Origin of the sequence: Streptomyces sp. NPDC001599 (genome assembly GCF_042893535.1) — a bacterium.
Taxonomy (GTDB): Bacteria; Actinomycetota; Actinomycetes; order Streptomycetales; family Streptomycetaceae; genus Streptomyces.
In genome coordinates, this window is sequence record NZ_JBIAVA010000005.1 from 285,472 (window position 1) to 308,035 (window position 22,564).

Annotated in this window: 22 protein-coding genes and 2 tRNA genes; 14 read left to right on the forward strand and 10 right to left on the reverse strand. The window is 71.3% G+C overall.

Going from position 1 to position 22,564, the window contains the following annotated elements; all coding sequences use genetic code 11:
• Window positions 1–64: 64 nt before the first annotated feature.
• The 6 genes from ehuB to ACFYZ3_RS16155 all read left to right on the forward strand — a co-directional run bounded on the left by ehuB (window position 65) and on the right by ACFYZ3_RS16155 (window position 4,218).
• Entirely contained in the window at window positions 65–994 is a 930-nt protein-coding gene (gene ehuB / locus ACFYZ3_RS16130) for an ectoine/hydroxyectoine ABC transporter substrate-binding protein EhuB (RefSeq protein ID WP_388517422.1), read from the forward strand.
• Complete coding sequence (ehuC, locus tag ACFYZ3_RS16135; RefSeq protein WP_388517425.1) at window positions 991–1,692, forward strand: ectoine/hydroxyectoine ABC transporter permease subunit EhuC; 702 nt, start codon at window positions 991–993, stop codon at window positions 1,690–1,692. Before ehuB ends, ehuC begins: the two co-directional genes overlap by 4 nt.
• Window positions 1,689–2,339, forward strand: a complete 651-nt coding sequence (ehuD, locus tag ACFYZ3_RS16140; protein ID WP_388517428.1) for an ectoine/hydroxyectoine ABC transporter permease subunit EhuD — start codon at window positions 1,689–1,691, stop codon at window positions 2,337–2,339. Before ehuC ends, ehuD begins: the two co-directional genes overlap by 4 nt.
• Window positions 2,329–3,114 carry an ectoine/hydroxyectoine ABC transporter ATP-binding protein EhuA gene (ehuA, locus tag ACFYZ3_RS16145; protein WP_059300561.1) on the forward strand — a complete coding sequence of 262 codons (786 nt, stop codon included), beginning with the start codon at window positions 2,329–2,331 and terminating at the stop codon, window positions 3,112–3,114. Before ehuD ends, ehuA begins: the two co-directional genes overlap by 11 nt.
• Before the next feature lie 181 nt (window positions 3,115–3,295).
• The gene (locus ACFYZ3_RS16150; RefSeq protein WP_388517882.1) at window positions 3,296–4,054 is read left to right on the forward strand and encodes an IclR family transcriptional regulator; all 759 of its coding nucleotides are present in this window, start codon (window positions 3,296–3,298) and stop codon (window positions 4,052–4,054) included.
• Between the two features lie 90 nt (window positions 4,055–4,144).
• Window positions 4,145–4,218, forward strand: a tRNA-Lys gene (locus ACFYZ3_RS16155).
• Between the two features lie 45 nt (window positions 4,219–4,263).
• On the opposite strand, the gene ACFYZ3_RS16160 is transcribed toward ACFYZ3_RS16155, so the two are convergent.
• From ACFYZ3_RS16160 to ACFYZ3_RS16170, 3 genes are all read right to left on the reverse strand, one after another.
• Window positions 4,264–4,869, reverse strand: a complete 606-nt coding sequence (locus ACFYZ3_RS16160; protein ID WP_388517432.1) for a lytic polysaccharide monooxygenase — start codon at window positions 4,867–4,869, stop codon at window positions 4,264–4,266.
• A 158-nt stretch (window positions 4,870–5,027) separates the two neighbouring features.
• Window positions 5,028–6,197 carry an SPFH domain-containing protein gene (locus tag ACFYZ3_RS16165; protein ID WP_388517435.1) on the reverse strand — a complete coding sequence of 390 codons (1,170 nt, stop codon included), beginning with the start codon at window positions 6,195–6,197 and terminating at the stop codon, window positions 5,028–5,030.
• Between the two features lie 56 nt (window positions 6,198–6,253).
• Window positions 6,254–7,315, reverse strand: coding sequence for a peptidoglycan-binding protein (locus ACFYZ3_RS16170; protein WP_388517438.1), 1,062 nt, complete (start codon window positions 7,313–7,315; stop codon window positions 6,254–6,256).
• Between the two features lie 197 nt (window positions 7,316–7,512).
• Between ACFYZ3_RS16170 and ACFYZ3_RS16175 the strand changes: the two genes are divergently transcribed.
• The 3 genes from ACFYZ3_RS16175 (at window position 7,513) to ACFYZ3_RS16185 (ending at window position 11,781) form a co-directional block, all read left to right on the forward strand.
• Window positions 7,513–7,586 (forward strand) — tRNA-Lys (locus ACFYZ3_RS16175).
• Window positions 7,587–7,879: 293 nt separating this feature from the next.
• Complete coding sequence (locus ACFYZ3_RS16180; RefSeq protein WP_388517441.1) at window positions 7,880–9,847, forward strand: glycosyltransferase family 2 protein; 1,968 nt, start codon at window positions 7,880–7,882, stop codon at window positions 9,845–9,847.
• Window positions 9,844–11,781 carry a galactose oxidase-like domain-containing protein gene (locus tag ACFYZ3_RS16185; RefSeq protein WP_388517444.1) on the forward strand — a complete coding sequence of 646 codons (1,938 nt, stop codon included), beginning with the start codon at window positions 9,844–9,846 and terminating at the stop codon, window positions 11,779–11,781. Before ACFYZ3_RS16180 ends, ACFYZ3_RS16185 begins: the two co-directional genes overlap by 4 nt.
• 101 nt (window positions 11,782–11,882) lie before the next feature.
• On the opposite strand, the gene ACFYZ3_RS16190 is transcribed toward ACFYZ3_RS16185, so the two are convergent.
• Together ACFYZ3_RS16190 and ACFYZ3_RS16195 are read right to left on the reverse strand one after the other, a co-directional pair.
• Entirely contained in the window at window positions 11,883–12,908 is a 1,026-nt protein-coding gene (locus ACFYZ3_RS16190; protein ID WP_388517446.1) for a glycoside hydrolase family 6 protein, read from the reverse strand.
• 81 nt (window positions 12,909–12,989) lie between these two features.
• Window positions 12,990–13,577 carry a hypothetical protein gene (locus ACFYZ3_RS16195; RefSeq protein ID WP_388517448.1) on the reverse strand — a complete coding sequence of 196 codons (588 nt, stop codon included), beginning with the start codon at window positions 13,575–13,577 and terminating at the stop codon, window positions 12,990–12,992.
• A 116-nt stretch (window positions 13,578–13,693) separates the two neighbouring features.
• Here ACFYZ3_RS16195 and ACFYZ3_RS16200 point away from each other — a divergent pair, with 116 nt between their 5' ends.
• A complete protein-coding gene (locus tag ACFYZ3_RS16200) occupies window positions 13,694–14,587 on the forward strand; it encodes a LysR family transcriptional regulator (protein ID WP_362020296.1) in 894 nt (297 codons plus the stop codon).
• On the opposite strand, the gene ACFYZ3_RS16205 is transcribed toward ACFYZ3_RS16200, so the two are convergent.
• Together ACFYZ3_RS16205 and ACFYZ3_RS16210 are read right to left on the reverse strand one after the other, a co-directional pair.
• Window positions 14,577–15,311, reverse strand: a complete 735-nt coding sequence (locus ACFYZ3_RS16205) for a class F sortase (protein ID WP_388517451.1) — start codon at window positions 15,309–15,311, stop codon at window positions 14,577–14,579. The genes ACFYZ3_RS16200 and ACFYZ3_RS16205 overlap by 11 nt on opposite strands.
• 2 nt (window positions 15,312–15,313) lie before the next feature.
• On the reverse strand, window positions 15,314–15,868 hold the full coding sequence (locus tag ACFYZ3_RS16210) for a hypothetical protein (RefSeq protein WP_388517454.1): 555 nt from the start codon (window positions 15,866–15,868) through the stop codon (window positions 15,314–15,316).
• A gap of 189 nt (window positions 15,869–16,057) precedes the next feature.
• Between ACFYZ3_RS16210 and ACFYZ3_RS16215 the strand changes: the two genes are divergently transcribed.
• Entirely contained in the window at window positions 16,058–16,837 is a 780-nt protein-coding gene (locus ACFYZ3_RS16215) for an HAD-IIA family hydrolase (protein ID WP_388517457.1), read from the forward strand.
• 42 nt (window positions 16,838–16,879) lie between these two features.
• On the opposite strand, the gene ACFYZ3_RS16220 is transcribed toward ACFYZ3_RS16215, so the two are convergent.
• The gene (locus ACFYZ3_RS16220; RefSeq protein ID WP_388517460.1) at window positions 16,880–18,118 is read right to left on the reverse strand and encodes an ROK family protein; all 1,239 of its coding nucleotides are present in this window, start codon (window positions 18,116–18,118) and stop codon (window positions 16,880–16,882) included.
• 56 nt (window positions 18,119–18,174) lie between these two features.
• Between ACFYZ3_RS16220 and ACFYZ3_RS16225 the strand changes: the two genes are divergently transcribed.
• The 3 genes from ACFYZ3_RS16225 to ACFYZ3_RS16235 all read left to right on the forward strand — a co-directional run bounded on the left by ACFYZ3_RS16225 (window position 18,175) and on the right by ACFYZ3_RS16235 (window position 20,709).
• The gene (locus tag ACFYZ3_RS16225; protein WP_388517463.1) at window positions 18,175–19,257 is read left to right on the forward strand and encodes a Gfo/Idh/MocA family oxidoreductase; all 1,083 of its coding nucleotides are present in this window, start codon (window positions 18,175–18,177) and stop codon (window positions 19,255–19,257) included.
• Window positions 19,254–19,730 (forward strand): heme-degrading domain-containing protein, encoded by a 477-nt coding sequence (locus ACFYZ3_RS16230; protein WP_388517466.1) that lies wholly within the window; start codon window positions 19,254–19,256, stop codon window positions 19,728–19,730. The genes ACFYZ3_RS16225 and ACFYZ3_RS16230 overlap by 4 nt, the downstream gene beginning before the upstream one ends.
• A gap of 106 nt (window positions 19,731–19,836) precedes the next feature.
• Complete coding sequence (locus ACFYZ3_RS16235; RefSeq protein WP_388517468.1) at window positions 19,837–20,709, forward strand: LLM class F420-dependent oxidoreductase; 873 nt, start codon at window positions 19,837–19,839, stop codon at window positions 20,707–20,709.
• Window positions 20,710–20,788: 79 nt separating this feature from the next.
• Here the strand turns inward: ACFYZ3_RS16235 and ACFYZ3_RS16240 are convergent, their stop codons facing one another.
• Window positions 20,789–21,646, reverse strand: coding sequence for a fumarylacetoacetate hydrolase family protein (locus ACFYZ3_RS16240; protein WP_388517471.1), 858 nt, complete (start codon window positions 21,644–21,646; stop codon window positions 20,789–20,791).
• A gap of 182 nt (window positions 21,647–21,828) precedes the next feature.
• On the reverse strand, window positions 21,829–22,542 hold the full coding sequence (locus tag ACFYZ3_RS16245) for a YidC/Oxa1 family membrane protein insertase (protein WP_388517473.1): 714 nt from the start codon (window positions 22,540–22,542) through the stop codon (window positions 21,829–21,831).
• Between the last annotated feature and the right edge of the window lie 22 nt (window positions 22,543–22,564).

Below are 22,564 nucleotides of genomic sequence, written 5' to 3' on the forward strand. Positions count from 1 at the left end.
GGGCCGATGTATCGGACTGAAAAAGATCGGCATAACCTGCCCACCTTCGGGTAGCTGCGCGCCCATGGCTCCACCACACAGAACCCCACCAAGGGGTATATCCGACCAAAGGTCCAGGACAGCCGGGCCCACCCGCCGATCGCTGCTCGCGGGGGTCGCGGCGCTCGGCGCACTGGGGGCGGCCGGCTGCTCGCGGGTGGCCACCGCTTCCGACGTCAAGGGGGGTGACCTGCTCGACCGGCTGAGGGCCCAGGGCGTGGCCCGGCTCGGCATCGCGGGTGAGATCCCCTTCGGGTACATCGACAAGAACGGCGAGTTGACCGGCGAGGCCCCGGAGCTGGCGAAGGTCATCTTCAAGCGGCTCGGAGTGGACCGGGTGCAGCCCGTGCCGACGGAGTTCGGCTCCCTCATCCCGGGCCTGGCGTCCCAGCAGTTCGACGTCGTGGCGGCCGGGATGTACATCAACGCCGACCGCTGCGAGCAGGTCATCTTCTCCGACCCCGACTACCAGATGCTCGACGCGTACATCGTGCGCAAGGGCAACCCGCTCGGGCTGCACAACTACCGGGACGTCGTCAAGAAGAAGGCCAAGTTCGCGACCGGCACCGGCTACGCCGAGATCGCCTACGCGGTGGAGCACGGGTACAAGGAGGACGACATCCTGATCGTCCCCGACCAGGTGGCCGGACTCAACGCCGTCGAGTCCGGGCGTGTGGACGTCTTCGCGGGCACGGCCCTGACCGTCCGCGAGGTGGTGAAGAAGTCGGGCAAGGCGGAGGCGACCGAGCCCTTCGCACCGCTGGTCGGCGGCAAACCCCACGTCGACGGCGGCGCCTTCGCCTTCCGCCCGGACGAGACCAACCTGCGGGACGCCTTCAACGTCGAGCTGCAGAAGCTGAAGAAGAGCGGCGAACTGCTGCGGATCCTCAAGCCCTTCGGTTTCACCGAGGAAGAGATGACGGATCTGACCGCGAAGGAGCTCTGCGGCGGATGACCTCGGGACTGTGGGAACTCGTACTCCAGGGCGTCTGGGTCACCATCCAGCTGCTCTTCTTCAGCTCGTTGCTGGCGACGGCCGTCTCCTTCGTGGTCGGCATCGCGCGCACCCACCGGCTGTGGATCGTCCGCTTCCTCGCGGGCTTCTACACCGAGGTGTTCCGCGGGACCTCCGCGCTGGTGATGATCTTCTGGGTCTTCTTCGTGCTGCCGCCCGCCTTCGGCTGGCAGCTGGTGCCGATGTGGGCGGGCACGCTGGCGCTCGGTCTGACCTACGGGGCGTACGGTTCCGAGATCGTGCGCGGCGCGCTGGCCGCGGTCGACCCGGCGCAGAAGGAGGGCGGCATCGCGCTCAGCTTCACGCCCTGGCAGCGGATGAAGCTGATCCTGCTGCCGCAGGCGGTGCCGGAGATGATCCCGCCCTTCTCCAACCTGCTGATCGAGCTGCTCAAGGGCACCGCCCTGGTGTCGATCATGGGCATGGGCGACCTGGCCTTCAGCGCCAACCTGGTGCGCCTGGCGCTGCAGGAGAGCGCGGAGATCTACACGTACGTCCTGCTGATCTACTTCGTGATCGCGTTCCTGCTCACGCGGGTGATGCGCGGCCTGGAGAAGAAGCTGAAGGCGGGCGTCGGCAAGGCGCCGCAGAAGAAGACGGCGGCCGTGCGCGTGCCTGAGGGAAGTGGTGTGTCGTGAAATGGGACTGGAGCGCGGTCTCCGACTTCATGCCGCACTTCTGGGACGGGCTGCTGGTCACCCTGCAGATCCTGGTCCTCGGTTCGCTGGTCTCCTTCGGCCTCGGCCTGGTCTGGGCGCTGCTGATGCGGGTGCCGAGCCGCTGGGTGACCTGGCCGGTCGGTGTGGTCACCGAGTTCGTCCGCAACACACCGCTGCTGGTGCAGCTGTTCTTCCTGTTCTACGTGCTGCCCGAGTGGAACATCACCTTCTCGGCGCTCACCACCGGTGTGGTGGCCATCGGCCTGCACTACTCGACGTACACGATGCAGGTCTACCGGGCCGGCATCGAGGCGGTGCCGGTCGGCCAGTGGGAGGCCGCGACGGCGCTGAACCTGCCGATGGGCCGGACCTGGACCGCCGTGATCCTGCCGCAGGCGATCCGGCGTGTGACCCCCGCCCTCGGCAACTACGTGATCTCCATGCTGAAGGACACGCCGCTGCTGATGGCGATCACGGTGCTGGAGATGCTCGGCGAGGCGCGGCTGTTCTCGCAGCAGAACTTCCAGTTCACCGAGCCCCTGACGGTGATCGGTGTGGCCTTCATCATCATCTCCTACCTGGCCTCCCTTGCCCTGCGAGCCCTGGAGCGACGCCTTGCCCACTGACACTCTTCCCAACCCCGAGAAAAGCCCCGAGCGCAGCTCCGGCGAGCTGATCCGCCTGGAGCAGGTCACCAAGCGGTTCGGGGACAACACCGTCCTCGACCACCTGGACTTCTCCGTCGACGCCGGCAAGCACGTCACTCTGATCGGCCCGTCCGGTTCGGGCAAGACGACGATCCTGCGGCTGCTGATGACGCTCCTCAAGCCCGACGAGGGCACGATCACCGTGGACGGGCAGAAGCTCTTCCCGGCGACCGAGAAGGAGCGGCGCGAGGTCCGCAAGCAGATCGGGATGGTGTTCCAGCAGTTCAACCTGTTCCCGAACATGAGCGTCCTGCGCAACATCACCGAGGCGCCGGTCACGGTGCTCGGGATGTCCAAGGACGAGGCCGTGGAGCGGGCCAAGGGCCTGCTCGACATGGTGGGCCTGGCCGACAAGTGCGACGCCCGGCCGGCCCAGCTCTCCGGCGGCCAGCAGCAGCGGGTGGCGATAGCCCGGGCGCTGGCGATGCGCCCCAAGGTGCTGCTGCTCGACGAGGTGACCTCGGCGCTCGACCCGGAGCTGGTCGCGGGCGTCCTGGACCTGCTGCGGGACATCGCCCGCAGCACGGACATCACCATGCTCTGTGTGACCCACGAGATGAACTTCGCCCGGGACATCTCGGACCAGGTCCTGATGTTCGACTCGGGCCGGGTCATCGAGGCCGGAGCGCCGGAGAAGATCTTCAGCGAGCCGGAGCACGACCGGACGCGGGAGTTTCTCAGCGCCGTCCTGTAATTGCGCGGCGGCGCTGCCCCAACGTCCGAGGTCGGGACGTTGGGGCAGGCCAACGGCATATGCCAGTGGGTCTGCGTCGCAGATGAGGGCCCCGAAATCCGGTCAACACCCCCTCACGAGAAGCCTCTTGGCGGCTATCGTGAACGCAGGGATGCACCAGCGAGCGCAGGGGGAGACCACCGTGGCGCTGCAGCACAAGCCGACCGCGCCGCACCACTCGACCGAGGCCGCCCTGCGCGTCCTGGAGACGGTGGCGCGGCACACCTCCGGTGTCACCGACACCGAGATCGCCCGCGAGAGCGGCATCGACCCGGAGCGCCTGACCACGCTCCTGCGCATGCTGCGCCGCGAGGCATACGTCGAGCAGACCGCCGACGGCGTGTACGTCACCGGGGAGGCCCTGGCCCGCCTCGGCTCGGCCCAGGGCCGCGAGCAGGCGCTGCGCGAGAAGCTCCAGCGCACCCTGGAGGGGCTGCGCGACTCGGTGGGCGCCGCCGTCTACATCAGCCGGTACGTCGACGGCGAGGTCAGCGTCACCCAGTACGCCGACAGCCCGGCCGCGCCCAGGGTGAACGAGTGGGTGGACTTCCGCGTCTCGGCGCACGCCACCGCGGTGGGCAAGTCCCTGCTGACCCAGCTGGACCACGCGGGCCGCCGCGACCACCTGGCCCGGCACCGGATGGCCCGTCTGACCTCGCGCACCATCACCAGCGACAAGCTGCTGCTGTCCCGGCTGGAGTCGCAGCCGGCCACCGTGCCCGTCCTGGACCTCCAGGAGTACGCGGTGGGCACGGTCTGCGCGGCCGTCCCGATCACCGCCGGTTCCTCCGTGGGCTGCCTGGCGCTGTCGCTCCCGGTCGAGCACGCGCACCGGCTGCGCCGGGCCGCGGACGAGCTGAACCGGAGCGCGGCTCCGGTGCTGCTGTCGCTGGCGATCTAGAACCGGTCCCGGCACTGGTCACGAGCACTGCCCGGGACCGGGTAGTATTTTCGTCGTCGCCGACCGCGGGAAGCGGACGGCGGGAGTCATGCGCCGCTAGCTCAGTTGGTTAGAGCAGCTGACTCTTAATCAGCGGGTCCGGGGTTCGAGTCCCTGGCGGCGCACAGAAGGAAGGGCCCCCTCGCCGAGCGAGGGGGCCCTTCCGCTGTTCAGAAGGTGACGTCCGAGCAGGCGTAGAACGCGTTGCCCGTGTCGTGGACCGTCCACACCGCGAGGATCACGTGGTGTCCGCTCAGCCCGGACGGCAGCGTGCCGCTGTGGGAGAGCGTGGCCGGGGGCTGCTTGCCGCCGTAGGGCACCGTGAAGAACGGGGTGAGGTTGAGGTCGGACCGGGTCAGGTTGTGGTTCTGGTTCCAGCCCGGCTTGGTGACGTAGTACTTGAAGTCGGTCGTGGCGTGCCGGGCGGTGAACTGCCAGCGGAAGGTGTAGCTCTGCCCGCCGTTCACCCTGGTGGTCGGCCACGCCTGGCCGTTCGGCTGCTTGGGGCTGTCGAGCGCGGCGAACGACCCGTGTCCCGCGGAACAGATCTTGCCGTCGGCCGGCCCGGAGGCCGGGAAGCCCTTGGGCCCCTCCACGCTCTGCGGCTCCCACTGGATGGCACCGCATCCGCCGACCGTGCCGTTCTGGCACACCTTCTGCCGGCTGACGGGCAGGTCGGTGTAGCCGTGACCGCTGGCGCCGCCGGACGAGAGCACGAGGGCTCCGGTGGTCGCCATGCCCAGCGCGGCCGCGTACAACTTGGTCCTTGTGCGCATACTGCTGCTCCCTGTGACGTGTGGGGAAGTTCAGGGGAAGTTCAGTGAGCCGTGCAGGTCTAGACCAAGTCTCAGATTATTGCTGACAATTGAACATGTCCATACCAAACGCGGAACGGGTCAGTGCCCCGTGTCAGTCCCCGTGTCAGTGCCCCGTGTCAGTGCCCCGTGTCCCCCCGCCCCGCGCAGAACGCCACCGTCAGGTCCTTCACGAGCACCTTGCGCTCGTAGTCGTCCAGCTCCACCAGCCCGCGCATGGTCAGCCGGGTCACCGTGTCCTCCACCGAGTCCACGACCGAGGTGAGCACGCTCGCCCGCTGCGCCGCGTCCAGCGCCGCGATCCGGCGCCGGTGCATCGCGGCGGCGACCTCGGGGGCGTACTCCACCCGGACCGGCCGCACCGAGAACACCTCCAAGCCGACCGGCGCCGCGTCCGCCGCCACCAGCCGGGTCAGCGTGTCCCCGGCCACGTCCGCCGAGCTGCGCACCGTGCCGAGCGGCTCCACCGGGACCCGGGCCAGCGCCGCCTCGACGCACTCGCGCAGATACGTCTCGTGGTCCTCGACGCCCAGCGTGGCCTTCGCGGTGTCCCGCACCCGCCACACCACCAGCGTCACCGCCCTGAGCGCCACCCCGTTGCCGTCGGCCGCGGGCATCGGCTCGCTGCGCCAGTGCCGCAGCCGCACGTCCACCCGGCGGCGCAGCAGCAGCGGGTTCACCCACATCAGGCCGGTGCGCCGCACCGTTCCCCGGTAGCGGCCGAACAGGCCGAGCACCCAGGCCCGACCGGTCCGGCCCCGGGCCAGTCCCCCGAACCCGAACATCCCCAGCGCCCCCGCCGCCGCGTACGCCGCCCACTGCGCGGGGCCGAGCCCGGCACCCGCGTACGCCGGCAGCCCCAGCGCCTGGGCCGCGAGCGGCGGTACGAGCCCCGCCCACCAGGAGGTGGCCGCGCACCCGGCCGCCCCGCACAGACCGGCGGCCACGCCCGCGGCGCCGGGCAGCACCCGGGCCGGACGCTCCGTCAGCTCCGGGTCGATCCGGGGTGCCGGGCGCGGTCGCGCCGCGACGGGGCGCCGGGCGCCCGGCCGTGCTCCGGTACGCTCCCCCGGCCCCTGCCGGCGCGCGACGACCGCGGGCCGCAGCGGCACCGGCGCCGGATCCGGGTCGTCGCGGAACAGCAGGTGGACGGGGATCTCGGTGGTGGCCTCGTTGTGGATGAGCCGGCCGGGCCGCTGAGCGGCGGCGGCCGCCGCGGACTCCTCCGCCGCGGACTCCTCCGGCGCAGCCGGCACGGTCTCCGGGTTCGTTGACGATGTCGTACTCATGCGTGCTCCAGCCTCCGCGCCAGACGCGTCATGAACGGATGATCACCCCGGTGCGCTCAGGAGAAGAGCCGCCGCCAGGTCTCCGGGCCCGGGTAGCCGTCCGCCGCTCCGCCGCGCCAGCCCTGGGCACGCTGGAAGGCCTGGACGCCCCGTCGGTCCGCCTCGCCCCAGCGCGGACCCGGCCCCCTCGTGTAGTACGTGCCGAATCCCTTCCTCACCAGCTGCCTGCCGAGCCGGGTGACGTACGGGTTGTCCGCGCCCGGCCGGAACATCGCCCGGCCGGGGTATCCGGCCACCCCGTGCGAGGCGGGGCCCGCGGCCCCGGGCGGCGCCTCCTCGGTGCCCGCCGCGCCCGCCTTGCCCGCGTCGCTCGCCGCGATCCCCTTGTAGCGGTACGGCAGGTACTGGCCGGAGTTGCTCCAGTAGGCGTAGGGCGTGTCGAGCTTCCGGGTGTGCGGCGGGGTCTGTTCGTACGCCGTGTAGGCGGTGCGCGTGCCGTCCGTCCAGCCGCCGAAGATCACCACGTGGGAGCCCTTCTGGGGGTCGGACGCGTTGTGGAAGAGCAGGATGTCACCGGGCCGCAGCTCCGCCTTGGTGATGCGGTCGGCGACGGTGCCGAGGCTTCCGGTCCACTCGTTGGCCGGCAGCTTCCAGGCCATCGACACGAAGCCCGAGCAGTCCTGCCGGTATCCGTCGGACCAGTAGGCGGTCATGCTGTACGGGACCTTCGCGGCCACCCAGCTCTTGGCCCGGTCGATGATCTCCGTACGGGTGATGCCGGCCAGTTCCGCACCGGCCGGGGGCGCCGCGGGCCGGCCGACGGGGCCGTGCAGCGGGGCTCTCGGGCCCTGGGGAGTGCCGGGCTCGTCACCCGCGGGAACGCCCGACCGATGGGGGGCGTGCGCGGCCGCCGGAAGCGCCGCCGCCCCGCCCGCGCCGAGGACGGACACGGCGGTGGCGGAAGCGGCGGCGGTGGCCACGACCAGCGTGCGGTACGCCGCCGGATGGGCGAGCGCGCGGCCCGCCGGGGCGTGCGGCAGAACGCGCCGCCAGTGGCGGCAGCCGGCGCAGTCGCAGTCGCTCGCGGGCTCGATCTCCTCGAATACGGGAGTCTCCATGCGATTCCCCTCACACTCCCGGTGGCCGGGTCCGCGGCGGTGTACTTCGGTACATGTCGGTCAGTTTCGCAACTGTCCGCACCACGCGCATGTTGACGGTCCGAATGATGTACCCGGCCGGGAGGGCGGCCCCGCGGGGGCCGGGGCGGTGGTCCGGAGCACCGGTCGGCATCGGGTAGAGTTGTGCAGGTCAGCAGGCGCCGCTAGCTCAGTTGGTTAGAGCAGCTGACTCTTAATCAGCGGGTCCGGGGTTCGAGTCCCTGGCGGCGCACCGACGGTCGAAGGCCCTCCGTATCACACGGGGGGCCTTCGGCGTATCCGGCGCCGGGACGTCTTGCGATCATGACGAACGCCGTAGAACCCTGGTCCGGTTGGGGGCCGGATGCCGAGGGGATGCCGAGGGGGGCATCATGCAACCGGGGGTCACCATTCCATGTCTATATAAGGTGTGCATGCCGTGGTGACTGTGACCCACCACTGATACGTCCGTGACGGTCGAGGGGGACCGGTGCAGGCGAAGGAAGCGACGAAACACGCATGACCCGCGTGTGGGGGGAATGACTCATGACGTCGACGCCGACGGGCGCCGGGCCAGACCACGACCCGTCCCAGACCACCCAGCTCAGGGTGCCCGGGCACCGGAACTGGAACACCGGTTCGTTCCGCCGGATAAAGAAGACGCTCCCGAAGTACGACTACGAGCACTACAGCCGCCTCGCGGGCCCCCTCACCCAGCCCGACCCGAACAAGCCGTACCGGGTGCAGTACCGCTCGCTGATCTCGCAGGAGCCGCACCGCATCCGGGTCGCCCTGATGCTGGCCGCCGCCCCGCTGCTGTCGGTGGTGCTGCTGGTCTGGCTGCTCCAGCCGGAGCACTGGACCGAGCGCGACTACGTGGCCTTCTCCTGGCTGCCCGCGCTCGACATCGTGATGCTCGTGGCGATCGGCCTGATCGAGCTGTTCCGCTGCCTGAACGTGCTGTCGAACGCGCACGCCACCCTGGTCGCCCGCGACCCGGTCCCCGTGGTGCCCGAGACCGGCACCAGGGTCGCCTTCCTCACCTCCTTCGTGCCCGGCAAGGAGCCGCTGGAGATGGTGACCAAGACCCTGGAGGCGGCCGTGAAGATCCGCCACCGCGGTCTGCTGCACGTCTGGCTCCTCGACGAGGGCGACGACCCGGAGGTGAAGGAGGTGTGCGCGCGCCTGGGCGTGCACCACTTCTCCCGCAAGGGCGTCGCCAAGTGGAACCGGAAGAAGGGCCCGCACCGCGCCAAGACCAAGCACGGCAACTACAACGCCTGGCTGGACGCGCACGGCGACGACTACGACTTCTTCGCCTCCGTCGACACCGACCACGTGCCGCTGCCCAACTACCTGGAGCGGATGCTCGGCTTCTTCCGCGACCCGGACGTCGGCTTCGTCATCGGCCCGCAGGTCTACGGCAACTACGACAACCCGATCACCAAGGCCGCCGAGTCGCAGCAGTTCCTCTTCCACGCGCTGATCCAGCGCGCCGGCAACCGCTACGGCGGACCGATGTTCGTGGGCACCTCCAACGCGGTGCGCATCAGGGCGCTCAAGCAGATCGGCGGCCTGTACGACTCGATCACCGAGGACATGGCGACCGGCTTCGAGATGCACCGCCACAAGAACCCGGCCACCGGCCGCAAGTGGCGCTCGGTCTACACGCCTGACGTGCTGGCGGTCGGCGAGGGCCCCAACGCCTGGACGGACTTCTTCACCCAGCAGATGCGCTGGTCGCGCGGAACGTACGAGACGATCCTCAAGCAGTACTGGAAGGGCTGGTACTCGCTGCCGCCGAGCAAGCTCTTCAACTACACGATGATGATCATCTTCTACCCGATGTCGGCCCTGAACTGGATCCTGGCGGCGCTGAGCTGCTGCCTGTTCCTGGGCCTCGGCGCCTCCGGCGTCAACATCGACCCGGCGGTCTGGCTGATGCTCTACGGCAACGCCTCCGCGCTCCAGATCGGCCTGTACGTCTGGAACCGCCGCCACAACGTCTCCCCGCACGAGCCCGAGGGCTCCGGCGGCGTGGCCGGCATGATCATGTCCGCGCTGTCGGCGCCGCTGTACGCGAAGGCGCTCATCGACTCCGTGCTGCGCCGCAAGAGCAAGTTCGTGGTGACCCCGAAGGGCGACTCGGCCAGCCCGGACACCCTGTTCGGGACGTTCAGGTACCACTGGTACTTCATCGTGATCTTCGCCGGCTCGATCACGGCGGGCTTCGTCTACGGCCACTCGCACCCCGCGATGATCATCTGGGCGACCTTCGCGCTGCTGATCACCGCGTCGCCGATGTTCGCCTGGCGCCACGAGCTGAGGAAGGCGAAGAAGCAACCCCCGGTCGCCGCGGCGGAGCCCGCACCGCGGGTCCCGTCGCAGCAGCCGCACGGACGACACTCGGCGCACTCGCCGCAGCAGAGGCCCAACTGGGCCGCCCCCGCCGACGGGGGAGACGACCAGACCATGCAGATCGCCCTTGGTGGACTTGGGGGACGTAAGGAATGAAAGACCGTGCCGGCCGCCGCCGCGCCCGTCGCTTCGCGATAGGTACGGCGGTGGTAGTCGCGCTGGCCGGGATGAACGGGCCGTGGCTCTACCGCTTCAGCACCGAGAAATACCACCAGTACAAGATCAACCAGCCGGAGTACAAGGCCGCCAACGGCAAGTGGGAGATCATCGAGTTTCCCGAGAAGTACCGGCAGAACACCATCCACGCGGCACTGCTGCGCACCGGCAAGGTGCTGATGGTCGCCGGGTCCGGCAACAACCAGGACAACTCCGACGACAAGCAGTACGACACCCGGATCTGGGACCCCGTCAAGGGCACCATCAAGAAGGTGCCGACGCCCACGGACCTGTTCTGCACCGGACACACGCAGCTCGCCAACGGCAACCTGCTGATCGCGGGCGGCACCAAGCGGTACGAGAAGCTCAAGGGCGACGTCACCAAGGCCGGCGGCCTGATGGTCGTCCACAACGAGAACCCGGACAAGCCGATCACCCTCCCGGCGGGAACCAAGTTCACCGGCAAGGAGAACCGCAAGACCTTCGTGTCCAAGGACCCGGTCCTGGTGCCCCGCGCCAAGAAGGTCTTCGACCCGGCGACCGGCGAGTTCCTGCGCAACGACCCGGGCCTCGGCCGGATCTACGTCGAGGCGCAGAAGAGCGGCAGCAAGTACGAGACGGGTACGGAGGACAACTACCGCGTCCAGGGCCTGTCGGGTGCCGACGCCCGCAACACGTACGGCATCGCGCAGAAGCTCGCCCTCGACAAGAAGGACTTCCAGGGCATCCGGGACGCCTTCGAGTTCGACCCGGTCGCCGAGAAGTACATCAAGGTCGACCCGATGCACGAGGCCCGCTGGTACCCGACGCTCACCACCCTGGGCGACGGCAAGATCCTCAGCGTCTCCGGCCTCGACGACATCGGCCAGCTGGTCCCCGGCAAGAACGAGGTCTACGACCCGAAGACCAAGGAGTGGACCTACACCGACAAGGTCCGCCAGTTCCCGACGTACCCGGCGCTGTTCCTGATGCAGAACGGCGAGATCTTCTACTCGGGCGCGAACGCGGGGTACGGACCCGACGACGTGGGTCGCACCCCGGGCATCTGGGACGTGGAGACCAACAAGTTCACCAAGGTCCCCGGCATGAGCGACGCGAACATGCTGGAGACGGCGAACACGGTGCTGCTGCCGCCGGCGCAGGACGAGAAGTACATGGTGATCGGCGGCGGCGGGGTCGGCGAGTCCAAGCTGTCCAGCGAGAAGACCCGGATCGCCGACCTCAAGGCGGACGACCCGAAGTTCGTCGACGGACCGTCACTGGAGAAGGGCACACGCTATCCGCAGGCCTCGATCCTGCCCGACGACAGCGTGCTGGTCTCCGGCGGCTCCCAGGACTACCGGGGCCGCGGCGACTCCAACATCCTCCAGGCGCGGCTCTACCACCCGGACACGAACGAGTTCGAGCGGGTCGCCGACCCGCTGGTGGGGCGCAACTACCACTCCGGTTCCATCCTGTTGCCCGACGGGCGCCTGATGTTCTTCGGCTCGGACTCGCTCTACGCCGACAAGGCCAACACCAAGCCGGGCAAGTTCGAGCAGCGGATCGAGATCTACACGCCGCCGTACCTGTACCGCGACTCGCGGCCGGACCTGTCCGGCGGCCCGCAGACCATCGCGCGCGGCGAGTCGGGGACGTTCACCTCGCGTGCGGCGTCGACGGTCAAGAAGGTGCGGCTGATCCGGCCGAGCGCGTCGACCCACGTCACGGACGTCGATCAGCGGTCCATCGCGCTGGACTTCAAGGCGGACGGGGACAAGCTGACGGTGACGGTGCCGGAGGGCAGGAATCTGGTGCAGTCGGGGTGGTACATGATGTTCGTGACGGACGGGGAGGGGACGCCGAGCAAGGCGGAGTGGGTGCGGGTTCCGTAGCGCTCCCGCGGGTTGTGTTTTCGGGTGCGGGGAGCGTTGTGGTTGATCGCGCCCACGTGGCGGTAGCCGCACATGTCACAGCCCCGCGCCCCTGAGGGCGTTTACCCTTGCGCCAGTTTCAAGGCGTACTCGGGGTACCACTCCCCCGCCTTCGGGCCGCCCTTGCACTCGCCGTCCGACTCTCCCGGGCGCTTGACCCACAGGTAGGCGTCGACCAGCGGGTCGGCCGTCTTCGTCGTCGGAGTCTCGCCGAGGGCCCGGCCCGGGGGGTTGCACCAGCGTTCGTCCGGGGCGCCCTCGGTGTAGGGGCCGTTGCCGTTGCGGCTGGTGTCGACGACGAAGGGCTTGCCGCCGACCTTGGCGGAGAGCTGCTTGCCGTAGGCGATGGAGTCCTCGGTGGTGTAGAAGTTCGACACGTTGACCGCGAAGCCGTCGGCCTGGTCGATGCCGGCCCGCTTCAGGGGGTCGAAGATCTGGTCGGGGTGGCCCCAGCCGGCGTTGCCCGCGTCCAGGTACACCTTGGTGTTCTTGAGGGCGCCGAGCTTGGTGATCGCGCCCTTGAGGAGGTCGTAGCGCTCCTCGTGGAACTCCTGCGGGGTGCAGCCGTCGACGAGGTGGAGCACCGCGTCCGGTTCCAGGACGACGGTGGCGGCACGGTCGCCGATGCCCTTGGCCACTCCGTCGACGAAGGAGCGGTAGGCGTCGCCGTCGGCGGCGCCGCCCTCGGAGTACTGGCCGCAGTCGCGGTGCGGGATGTTGTAGAGGACGAGCAGCGCGGTGCGGCCGGCCTCGTCGGCGGCCTCGGTGAAGCCGCGGGCCTGCTCCTCGGGGTTCTCCGGGCTGATCCACTCGCCGGTCGGCTGCTGGGCGATCTTGCGGATCTCCTCGGCCTGGTCCTTCTTGCCCGCGTCTGCCAGGGAGGCGACCTGCCGGGCCGCGTTGCCGTCCGGGTTGACCCAGAACGGGTCGGTCTCCTTGGGCTGCTGGGTGATCCCGGCGCCCGCGGCCTTGTCGTCCCCGTCGCCGGACGAGGAGCAGCCCGCGAGCAGCAGGGCCGCCGCTCCGAGTGCCGCCGCCGACGCAGCCCCCCTCCTGGACATGTTTCCGGCCGCCTTGCTGCCGTACATCCAACCCCCCTGGGTGCACTGTTCCGAGGCTCAATCCTGACATACGCCTCGTGCGCCCACGCGGTCATCGGCCGACGGACGTCAGGAGACGAAATCGGTCAGTGTGCAACCGTCCACGAGGCCCTTCTCCTTGGTGTAGCCGCTCGGGATCCGGGTCTCCGGGTCGCAGAGGAGGGTGAGGAGCCCGGACCCCCTGAGGTCGGCCGTCGTCGTGGGGCCACCCGTGACGGCGAAGTCCTCACCGAGGAGGTACCAGTCGGACTCCTGCCGCCGCGCCTGGGTCTGGAAGCTCTTCATGTCGTCGACGGACATGAGCGTGACCCCCATGCGCTTCGCGTCCCAGCAGACGGCACGCTCCTTGATGCCCCACAGCTTGCCGGTCGCCTCCGCCTCCGGGTCGTCCTCGTGGTCGGAGTCGACGTCCTCCATGTGCAGGTCGGTGCACGTGGTGCGTGCGCTGACGAACGCCTCGATGTCCGCCATGGTGGGTGCGCTCGGACGGCCTTCCGTCCCGGTGTCCATGAGCCGTCCCCCGCTGCCTGCGGACTGCCCGTAGCCCCCGCCGCCGGCCCCCGTGCTCCCGCCGCCGTCCTCGTCGTCGCCGCAGCCGCCGACCGTCGTCAGCGCCAGGACTGCCGCAACCACCGTGACCACGCTCCGCGTCCGCATCTCTTCTCCTTGCCGCCCTGCGTCCGACCCAGGATGCGGGGCGGGAGGGGCGCGAACAATCTCCCGCTGCACATGGTCTGATAACCCAGGAGTTATCGCTGACGGACCGGGGGCACGTGGTGGAACTACGGGACATCGAGATCTTCCTGACGCTGGCCGAGGAGCTGCACTTCGGCCGGACCGCGGACCGGCTGCACGTGTCGCAGGCGCGGGTGAGCCAGTCGATCGCCAAGCAGGAGCGCAGGATCGGGGCGCCCCTCTTCGCCCGGAGCAGCCGCAAGGTCGAGCTGACCGCCATCGGCGCACAACTGCGGCGCGATCTCGGCGCGGGCTACCAGCAGATACTCGACGGCACCCGCGCGGCCACCGCTGCCGCCCGCGGCTCGACGGGCACGCTGACTCTCGGGCTGCACGGTTCCCAGGCACACGACCACATGCACCTGCTCGACCTGTTCCGCAGCCGGCACCCCGAGGTCGCCCTGCGCATTCAGGAGGTCATCTTCACGGACCCCTTCGGCCCGCTCCGGAACGGCTCGGTGGACGTGGCGACCGCCTGGCTGCCCGTCCGTGAACCGGATCTCACCGTCGGCCCCGTCGTCGTGACCGAACCCCTGCTTCTCATGGTCGCCACCGACCACCCCCTCACCCGCCGTGACGCCGTCAGCATGGAGGACCTGGCCGACTGGCCCCTGCCGCACTCCGCCACCGCCATCCCCGAGTACTGGCAGCAGACGCTCGTGCCCACCCACACCCCCGGCGGCCGGCCCACCCGGCGCGGCCCGAAGGTCTCCTCGTTCCAGGAACTCGCCGCCGTGGTCGCGGCGGGCGGGGCGATCAGCCTCGTCCACGGCGATGCCGCACGCTATTACCAGTGGCGCGGCCTGCGTTATCTCCGCCCGTACGACGCTCCGACGGCGAGCTGGGCCCTGATCTGGCCGACGGCGGGAGAGACGGCACTGGTCCGCGCCCTCGCGAAGGCGGCGCGGGACACGGGACCGCTCACCGGGTGACGTGGCGGGCTGAGCCGGTTCCGGTCAGGTAGGCGGAGACGACGACGTTGGCCGTGTAGCTGTCGGTGGTGTGGTCGAAGGTGCCGCCGCAGGTGATGAGGCGGAGCTCGGAGCGGTCCGTGTCGCGGGGTCCGTAGGCCTGCTGGGCGTCGAAGCCGTCGCGGGTGAGGACCTGGACGTCGTCGACGGTGAACTCGGCGACCTCGGCGTCGTCGCGGGCCACCCGGATCGTCTGGCCGGGTTCGAGGGTGCTGAGCCGGTAGAACACGGCCGGCCGGGTCTCGGTGTCGACGTGGCCGACCATCAGGGCGGTCCCGGCGGCTCCGGGGGTGACCCCGGCCGCGTACCAGCCGACAGTGCCGGGCTGGTCGAAGGGCGGTGGTTCGATGGCGCCCTTGGCGTCGAGGCCGCGGGCCACGACGGGGGCGTCGATGTCGAGGCCGGGGACGTCGAGCCGCTGCGGCCGGGCATCGTCGAGGGGTGCGTGGGCCGGGGGCAGGGGGACGTCGGGGGGCCGCCCGGCGGCCGCCATGTCGCCGGTGGCCGGCCGCGATATGCCCTCGCGCACGTCGGTGGCCTCACGGCCCCAGAGCCACAGTCCGAGGAGCAGCACCGCCCAGGCGATGCCGGTGACCAGGCGCCCGCCGGGGGCAGCGGTCCTCGGCGCGGCCTTTCGTGCGGCGTCCTGTTCGCCCCGTTTATTCTGTTCGTCCTGTTCGGACATGGTCAGTCCGTCCCGCGGCTCCGGCTGCGGACGCTGCGCAGTGCCACGGCGACGGCGGCGATGCCCGCGAGCACCAGGCCGGTCACGGTGTGCGCCGTGCCGGGGGGATCGACGCGCGCGCCGTCCCCGGTCTCGGACGCGGCCAGCTCCGCGGTGCCGCCGCCGCCCGCGTCGACGGGGGCGACGGGCGAGGCGGGTGCGGTCGGGCGCCCCTCGTCGTGGACGGTGATGGTGCCCTTGCGCGCCTGCTCGCCGCACTTGACCTGTACGGCGTACGCACCGGCCCGGACGCTGGTGCGGACCGTGCTGGAGCCGACGAGGACGCCGTCTCCCGCGGCCAGGCTGAGCCGTACGTCCGACTCGAAGGCGGCGGACACGGCGACGGCCGTCTTCTCGGTGCAGTCGGGTACGCGGAGCGTGACGTCGGTGCCCGGGGCGGGCGAGGACGGCGTCACGGAGACACCGCCGCCGTCAGCCGCGTAGGCGTGGGCGGCCGGTGCGCACAGCGCGGTGGCCAGCGCGGCACCCGCACAGAGTGTGACTTTCAGTGAGCCCATCGTGTACCTCCAGTTACCTGGAGGCTCCCCCGCGCCCCCCGTACCCGCATCCTGCGCGGGGGTGGGGCTACGCCGATCGGGTTATGGCAGGAAGGCCGAGGTTTCGGCCGCAGCGGGGGTGATCCATGCGAACGTATGACTGCATAGCATGGGCCTCCCAAGGTCCACGCACGGCAGGAGCCCGCCCCCATGACAGAGCGCAAGCCCATCGAATCGTGGCTCACCGACATGGACGGGGTGCTGATGCACGAGGGCGTCCCCGTCCCCGGTGCGGACGCCTTCATCAAGAAGCTACGCGACTCCGGGCGGCCGTTCCTGGTCCTCACCAACAACTCGATGTACACGGCCCGGGACCTGCACGCCCGCCTGAACCGGATCGGTCTCCAGGTGCCGGTCGAGAACATCTGGACCTCCGCGCTGGCCACCGCCTCCTTCCTGGACAACCAGCATCCTGGCGGCACCGCCTACGTCATCGGTGAGGCCGGTCTGACGACGGCGCTGCACGACGCGGGCTACGTGATGACGGACGCCGACCCCGACTTCGTGATCCTGGGCGAGACCCGGACCTACTCGTTCGAGGCACTGACGAAGGCCATCCGTCTGATCAACAACGGCGCCCGTTTCATCGCCACCAACCCGGACAACACCGGGCCCTCGCCCGAGGGCGCCCTGCCGGCGACGGGCTCCGTGGCCGCGCTGATCACGAAGGCCACGGGCAAGGAGCCGTACTTCGTCGGCAAGCCGAACCCGCTGATGATGCGGACCGGCCTCAACGTCATCGGCGCGCACTCCGAGACCAGCGCCATGATCGGCGACCGCATGGACACCGACGTCCTGGCCGGTCTCGAGGCCGGGATGGAGACCTTCCTCGTCCTCACGGGGCTGACCACGCTCAACGACATCGACCGTTACCCGTACCGGCCGACCAAGGTCGTGGACTCCATCGCGGACCTGGTGGACCTCGTCTGAGGGAGTGGACCCCGCCTGACGGAGCGGTCCGTTCCGGTGGCGTCAGCCGCCGTCCCCCCGGCCGAAGAGTGGGGCGAGCAGCAGTTGGGCCGCGCCCTCCGCGACGCCGCGCGGCCCCCCCGGCGCGAGCCGCACCGGTACGGCGCCGTCGTGACCGCCCTCGCGCCGGGCGCGGGCGTCGAGGACCGCGCCGACGCCGTGGACGAAGGCCTCGGGCGCGGCGGCGACGGTACGGCCGCCCAGCAGCACCTGGTCGATGTCCAGCAGCCCGGCGAGGTTCGCGGCGCCCGCGCCGAGCACCCTGGCCGCCTCCGCGAGGTCCCCGCGGGCGACGGCGGCGAGGCACAGGGCCTCTATGCAGCCCCGGGCGCCGCAGGTGCAGGGCGGCCCGTCGAGCTGGACGACCTGGTGTCCGAACTCCCCGGCGCCGGTCCGGGCACCCCGGTGCACGCCGCCGCCGAAGACGAGCCCCGCGCCGAGTCCCGTGCCGAGGTGCAGATACGCGAAGGAGCCGGGCCCGGCGCCTGGGCCGCCCTCCTCGCTTCCCGCGCCGCCGACCGCGAGGCCGAGCGCCGCCGCGTTGGTGTCCTTGTCGACGACGACCGGTACGCCCAGCCGCCGTTCCAGCGCGTCCCGCAGCGGGTAGCCGTCCCACTCCGGGAAGCCGGTGACGCGGTGCAGCACACCGCGGACGTGGTCGAGCGGCCCCGGGAGGGCGACCCCGAGCCCGAGGAGGGTGGGAGCGGCGGCGAGAGCACCGCCCCGCGGCCGGTCAGCGGCGCCCTGCGGGACGGGACGCCCCAGCCCCTGCGCCGCGAGCTCCTCCGCCGCCCGCGCCACCCCCTCCAGCACGGTCTCCGCGCCCGCGCCCAGGTCCAGCGGGGCGCGCCGCTCCGCCACCACGGTGCCGTCGAGGTCGGCCAGCACCGCACGCAGCTCGTCGCGGTCCAGGTGGACGCCGAGGGCGTGGCCCGCCCCGGGCACCAGGCGCAGGACCGTGCGCGGTTTGCCGCCGGTGGACGCGCGGCGTCCGGCCTCGGCGGCCAGGCCCTCGCCCCGGAGCCGGGCGGTGATCTTGCTGACCGCCTGCGGGGTGAGCCCCGTGCGCTCGGCGAGCTCCAGCCGGCTGATCCCCCCGGCGCCGGCGCCGCGCAGCAGGTCGAGCACCAGGGCGGTGTTGTGGCTGCGCAGCGCGAGCAGGTTGGCGCCGCCCGCCGAGCCCCGCCCGCCACTGCCCTCGCCGGTCCGGGTCCCGGTGCCTCCGCCGATCGTCCTGTTCACACCCCCATTGTCTCCGGCGCTTGCACTTTGGCAACACCGTTGCGAAAGTAGGACGCATGACTGCTATCCCTCCCGGCACTCCGCCGCTGCGCGTCGGCCTCGTCGGCTACGGCCTCGCGGGCTCCGTCTTCCACGCCCCGCTGATCGCCGCCACCGAGGGCCTGGCCCTGGACACGGTCGTCACCTCGAACGCGGAGCGGCAGCAGCAGGCCCGCGCCGAGTTCCCGGACGTGCGCACCGCCGCCACGCCCGACGAGCTGTTCGACCGGGCCGGCGAGCTGGACCTGGTCGTCGTCGCCTCCCCGAACAAGACGCACGTAGCGCTCGCCACGCGGGCCCTGGAGACCGGTCTGCCGGTCGTGGTGGACAAGCCGGTCGCGGGCACCGCCGCCGAGGCGCGCGCGCTGGCGACGCTGGCCGAGGAGCGCGGTCTGCTGCTCTCCGTCTTCCAGAACCGCCGCTGGGACAACGACTTCCTCACCCTGCGCGCACTGCTCGCCGAGGACGCGCTGGGCGAGGTGTGGCGTTTCGAGTCCCGCTTCGAGCGCTGGCGGCCGAAGCCGAAGGGCGGCTGGCGCGAGTCCGGCGACCCGGCGGAGATCGGCGGTCTCCTGTACGACCTCGGCAGCCACGTCGTCGACCAGGCCCTCGTCCTCTTCGGCCCGGTCACGCAGGTGTACGCCGAGTCCGTGGTCCGGCGGGCGGGCGCGGCGGCGGACGACGACACGTTCCTCGCGCTCACGCACGCGAACGGCGTCCGCTCCCACCTCTACGTCTCCTCCACCGCCGCCCAGCTCGGCCCCCGCTTCCGGGTGCTCGGCTCGAAGGCGGGCTACGTCAAGCACGGCCTCGACCCGCAGGAGGCGGCGCTGCGCGAGGGCAAGCGGCCGGGTCCCGGCTGGGGCGAGGAGGACGAGTCGCTGTGGGGCCGCGTCGGCGCCGGGGACTCCCCGCTGACCGGCGGCGGGCAGGTCACGGCGACCGTCCCGGGCGACTACCCCGCGTACTACGCGGCGGTGGCGAGGGCCCTGCGCGAGGGCGGCCCGAACCCGGTGGACGCGCTGGAGGCGGCCGCCGCCCTTGACGTACTGGAGGCGGCCCGCCGGTCCGCCCGCGACGGAGTGGTGGTGTCCCTGTGAGCACGGCACCGACGGCACCCACCGTGGCCGAGCTGGAGGAGCAGGAACGCCGCCTGGTCTTCCGCCGGTTCACGCACGACGACGCGTGGGCGCTGGGCTCCCTGCTCGTCGAGCTGGCCCGGGAGCGCGAGGCCCCGGTCGCCATCGACATCCACCGCGCCGGACAGCAGCTCTTCCACGCCGCGCTGCCCGGCTCGGCCCCCGACAACGACGCCTGGATCGCCCGCAAGCGCCGCGTCGTGGAGCGGTACGGCTCGGCCTCGTACCTGGTCGGCTCGCGTTTCCGGGCCAAGGGCACGACCTTCGAGGAGTCCTCGCGGCTCGACCCCGACACGTACGCGGCACACGGCGGCTCTTTCCCGGTCACCGTCGCCGACGTCGGCGTGGTCGGCGCGGTGACGGTCTCCGGGCTGCCGCAGGTCGAGGACCACCGGCTGGTCGTCGAGGCGCTGGAGCGGTTCCTGGGCGAGTAGCCCGGCCGGCCCCGCAGGGGGTGGTCGGGGAATCAGCGGTGGGTACCCGTGGTTGGCAGGCAGACACGCAGGTTGATCATGGTGCCCACCGGAGGGATCGCAAGCGATGAACGAGGCGACGGCTTCCCTGAAGGAATCGGTCGGACGGTACGGCGTCTGGAGCGGCCAACTGCGCTCGGAGGACCCGGAGGGCGCGGCGGAACGCGCCGAGGCCGCCGCCGAGCTGGAGCGGCTCGGCTACGGCGCCCTGTGGCTCGGCGGCAACACGGCCGCCCGGCTCGCCGCGCCGCTGATCGGGGCGACCGAGCGGATCGTGGTCGGCACCAGCATCCAGAGCATCTGGGAGCACAAGGCGTCCGAGGCGGCGGCGGGCTTCGCCGAGCTGGAGGTGTCCCACCCGGGCCGGTTCGTGCTCGGCCTCGGGGTGAGCCATGCCCCGCTCGCCAAGGGGTACCGCCGCCCGTACTCGACGATGGTCGGCTACCTGGACGAGCTGGACCGGGCGGGGATGCGCTCCGGCCACCGGGTGCTGGCCGCGCTCGGCCCGAAGATGCTGGACCTGTCCCGGGACCGGGCGGCGGGCGCGATCCCGTACCTGGTCACCCCGGAGCACACCGCGCAGGCCCGCGAGCGGCTCGGCGAGGGCCCGCTGCTGGCCCCGGAGTTCAAGGTCGTCCTCGATTCCGACCCGTCCCGCGCCCGGGCGACGGCCCGCGCCTACCTCGCCATGTACCTGAAGCTGCCGAACTACACGAGGAACTTCCTGAACCTCGGCTTCACGGACGACGACGTCACCGGCGGCGGCAGCGACCGCCTCATCGACGCCGTGTTCGCCTGGGGCGACGAGGCCACGATCCGCGCCCGCATCGACGCCTTCCACGCCGCGGGCGCCGATCACGTGGCCCTCCAGCTGGTGGAGGACGACATGGCCCGCCTCCCGAGGGAGGGCTGGCGCAGGCTCGCCGCGCTCCTGGACTGAGGGCGGGGCACCTGGGGCGCGGGGCGGTGACACGTGCGGCTGCGCCGCCCGTGGTTCCCCCGGCGCCCCGGCGGAGCGCCTACGCCCCCTTGAGCTCCTGCCGCTGCCGCCCCAGTCCCTCGACCTCCAGCTCGACCACGTCCCCGGCCCGCAGATACGGCTTCGGCTCGGGCTGCCCCATCGCCACGCCCGCCGGCGTCCCGGTGTTGATGACGTCACCGGGGCGCAGCACCATGAACCGGCTGAGGTACCGCACGACCTCCCCCACGGGGAAGATCTGTTCGGCGGTCGTCCCGTCCTGCTTCAGTTCGCCGTTCACCCACAGCCGCAGCGACAGCCGCTGCGGGTCGGGCACCTCGTCGGCGGTCACCAGCCACGGGCCCAGCGGGTTGAACGTCTCGCAGTTCTTGCCCTTGTCCCAGGTTCCGCCGCGCTCGATCTGGAACTCCCGCTCGGACACGTCGTGCGCGACCGCGTACCCGGCGACACAGGCGAGGCCTTCCTCCGCCGACTCCAGGTAGCGGGCGGTGCGCCCGATGACGACCGCCAGCTCCACCTCCCAGTCGGTCTTCACGGACCCGCGCGGCACGAGCACCGTGTCGTGCGGCCCGACCACGGTGTCCGGCGCCTTGAAGAAGACGACCGGCTCGGCGGGCGGCTCGGCCCCGGTCTCACGGGCGTGGTCGTGGTAGTTCAGCCCGATGCACACGATCTTGCCGATGCGTCCCACCGGCGGCCCGACCCGCAGCCCGGTGCCGTCCAGGGCGGGCAGCTCACCGGCCTCGGCGGCGGACCGTATCCGGCCGAGCGCGCCCTCGTCGGCGAGCAGTTCGCCGTCGATGTCCGTCACGACGCCCGACAGGTCTCGCAGGGTCCCGTCGGCGTCGAGCAGCGCGGGCCGCTCCGACCCCGCCGTACCGACTCGCAACAGCTTCATGATCCCCAACTCCTCGATCGCGGGCAGCCCGCCCGACGATGACGCGACCTGGGTGCGGCAGCGACGCGACGGCCGTCGGAGGACTGGTCGATCCTCCAAGGCCGGGATCCACTCCGCAATACCCCGTTCACGTACTGGACCGTAGCCACCGGGCCGTGGCCACGCGCCGGACCGGACCGCGTTCAGCGGTAGAGCACGGCCCGTTCGACGGCGCTCCACGTGGTGCTGGTGACGACGTAGAGCGCGGCGGCCAGCGGCACCACGGCCACGGTGACCAGCGTGAAGAAGGACATGAACGGCATGACCCGGGTGATCGCGCCGACGCCCGGCACGGCCCCGGCGTCACCGGCGGGCAGCACCGGCCGGTCGGCCGTCGTCCGCCTGGTGAGGCGGTAGCTGAAGGTGGCGACCCCGGCGACCACCGCGAACAGCGCCACGTACACCAGTCCGGCCCCGCCGAGGAGCCCGCCGTCCCCGAACGCGTCGGCCCACCGCCCGCCGAGCGGGGCGGCCAGGAGCCGGTGGGAGAGGAGGGCGTTGGCCTCGCCGCCGATCGAGGAGCTGGAGAAGAGGTGGTAGAGCAGGAAGAACGCGGGGATCTGGCACAGGCTGGGCAGGCACCCCGACAGCGGGGACACCTTCTCCTCGGCGTGCAGTTCGAGCACGGCCCGCTGGAGCTTCTCGGGGTTCTTCGCGTGCTTGCGGCGCAGTTCGGCGATCCTCGGCTGGAGTCGGGTGCGCGCCTGCTGCCCGCGGGCGGCGGCCCGGGAGAGCGGGTGCACGAGGAGCCGTACGAGGGCGGTGAACAGGACGATGGCGGCGGCCGCGGCGGAGGCGCCGAACAGGGGCTGGAGCAGGTCGGCGAGGTGCTCGACCAGACTGGCGAAAACGGACATGGGTGGGTGAGCCCTCCGGGGG

Bases quoted from the DNA above. Each gene is read 5' to 3' on its own strand.
- ehuB (WP_388517422.1), top strand. From the start codon at position 65: ATGGCTCCACCACACAGAACCCCACCAAGGGGTATATCCGACCAAAGG.
- ehuC (WP_388517425.1), top strand. From the start codon at position 991: ATGACCTCGGGACTGTGGGAACTCGTACTCCAGGGCGTCTGGGTCACC.
- ACFYZ3_RS16160 (WP_388517432.1), bottom strand. From the start codon at position 4,869: ATGCGCACAAGGACCAAGTTGTACGCGGCCGCGCTGGGCATGGCGACC.
- ACFYZ3_RS16165 (WP_388517435.1), bottom strand. From the start codon at position 6,197: ATGAGTACGACATCGTCAACGAACCCGGAGACCGTGCCGGCTGCGCCG.
- ACFYZ3_RS16170 (WP_388517438.1), bottom strand. From the start codon at position 7,315: ATGGAGACTCCCGTATTCGAGGAGATCGAGCCCGCGAGCGACTGCGAC.
- ACFYZ3_RS16180 (WP_388517441.1), top strand. From the start codon at position 7,880: ATGACGTCGACGCCGACGGGCGCCGGGCCAGACCACGACCCGTCCCAG.
- ACFYZ3_RS16185 (WP_388517444.1), top strand. From the start codon at position 9,844: ATGAAAGACCGTGCCGGCCGCCGCCGCGCCCGTCGCTTCGCGATAGGT.
- ACFYZ3_RS16190 (WP_388517446.1), bottom strand. From the start codon at position 12,908: ATGTACGGCAGCAAGGCGGCCGGAAACATGTCCAGGAGGGGGGCTGCG.
- ACFYZ3_RS16195 (WP_388517448.1), bottom strand. From the start codon at position 13,577: ATGCGGACGCGGAGCGTGGTCACGGTGGTTGCGGCAGTCCTGGCGCTG.
- ACFYZ3_RS16205 (WP_388517451.1), bottom strand. From the start codon at position 15,311: ATGTCCGAACAGGACGAACAGAATAAACGGGGCGAACAGGACGCCGCA.
- ACFYZ3_RS16210 (WP_388517454.1), bottom strand. From the start codon at position 15,868: ATGGGCTCACTGAAAGTCACACTCTGTGCGGGTGCCGCGCTGGCCACC.
- ACFYZ3_RS16215 (WP_388517457.1), top strand. From the start codon at position 16,058: ATGACAGAGCGCAAGCCCATCGAATCGTGGCTCACCGACATGGACGGG.
- ACFYZ3_RS16225 (WP_388517463.1), top strand. From the start codon at position 18,175: ATGACTGCTATCCCTCCCGGCACTCCGCCGCTGCGCGTCGGCCTCGTC.
- ACFYZ3_RS16235 (WP_388517468.1), top strand. From the start codon at position 19,837: ATGAACGAGGCGACGGCTTCCCTGAAGGAATCGGTCGGACGGTACGGC.
- ACFYZ3_RS16240 (WP_388517471.1), bottom strand. From the start codon at position 21,646: ATGAAGCTGTTGCGAGTCGGTACGGCGGGGTCGGAGCGGCCCGCGCTG.
- ACFYZ3_RS16245 (WP_388517473.1), bottom strand. From the start codon at position 22,542: ATGTCCGTTTTCGCCAGTCTGGTCGAGCACCTCGCCGACCTGCTCCAG.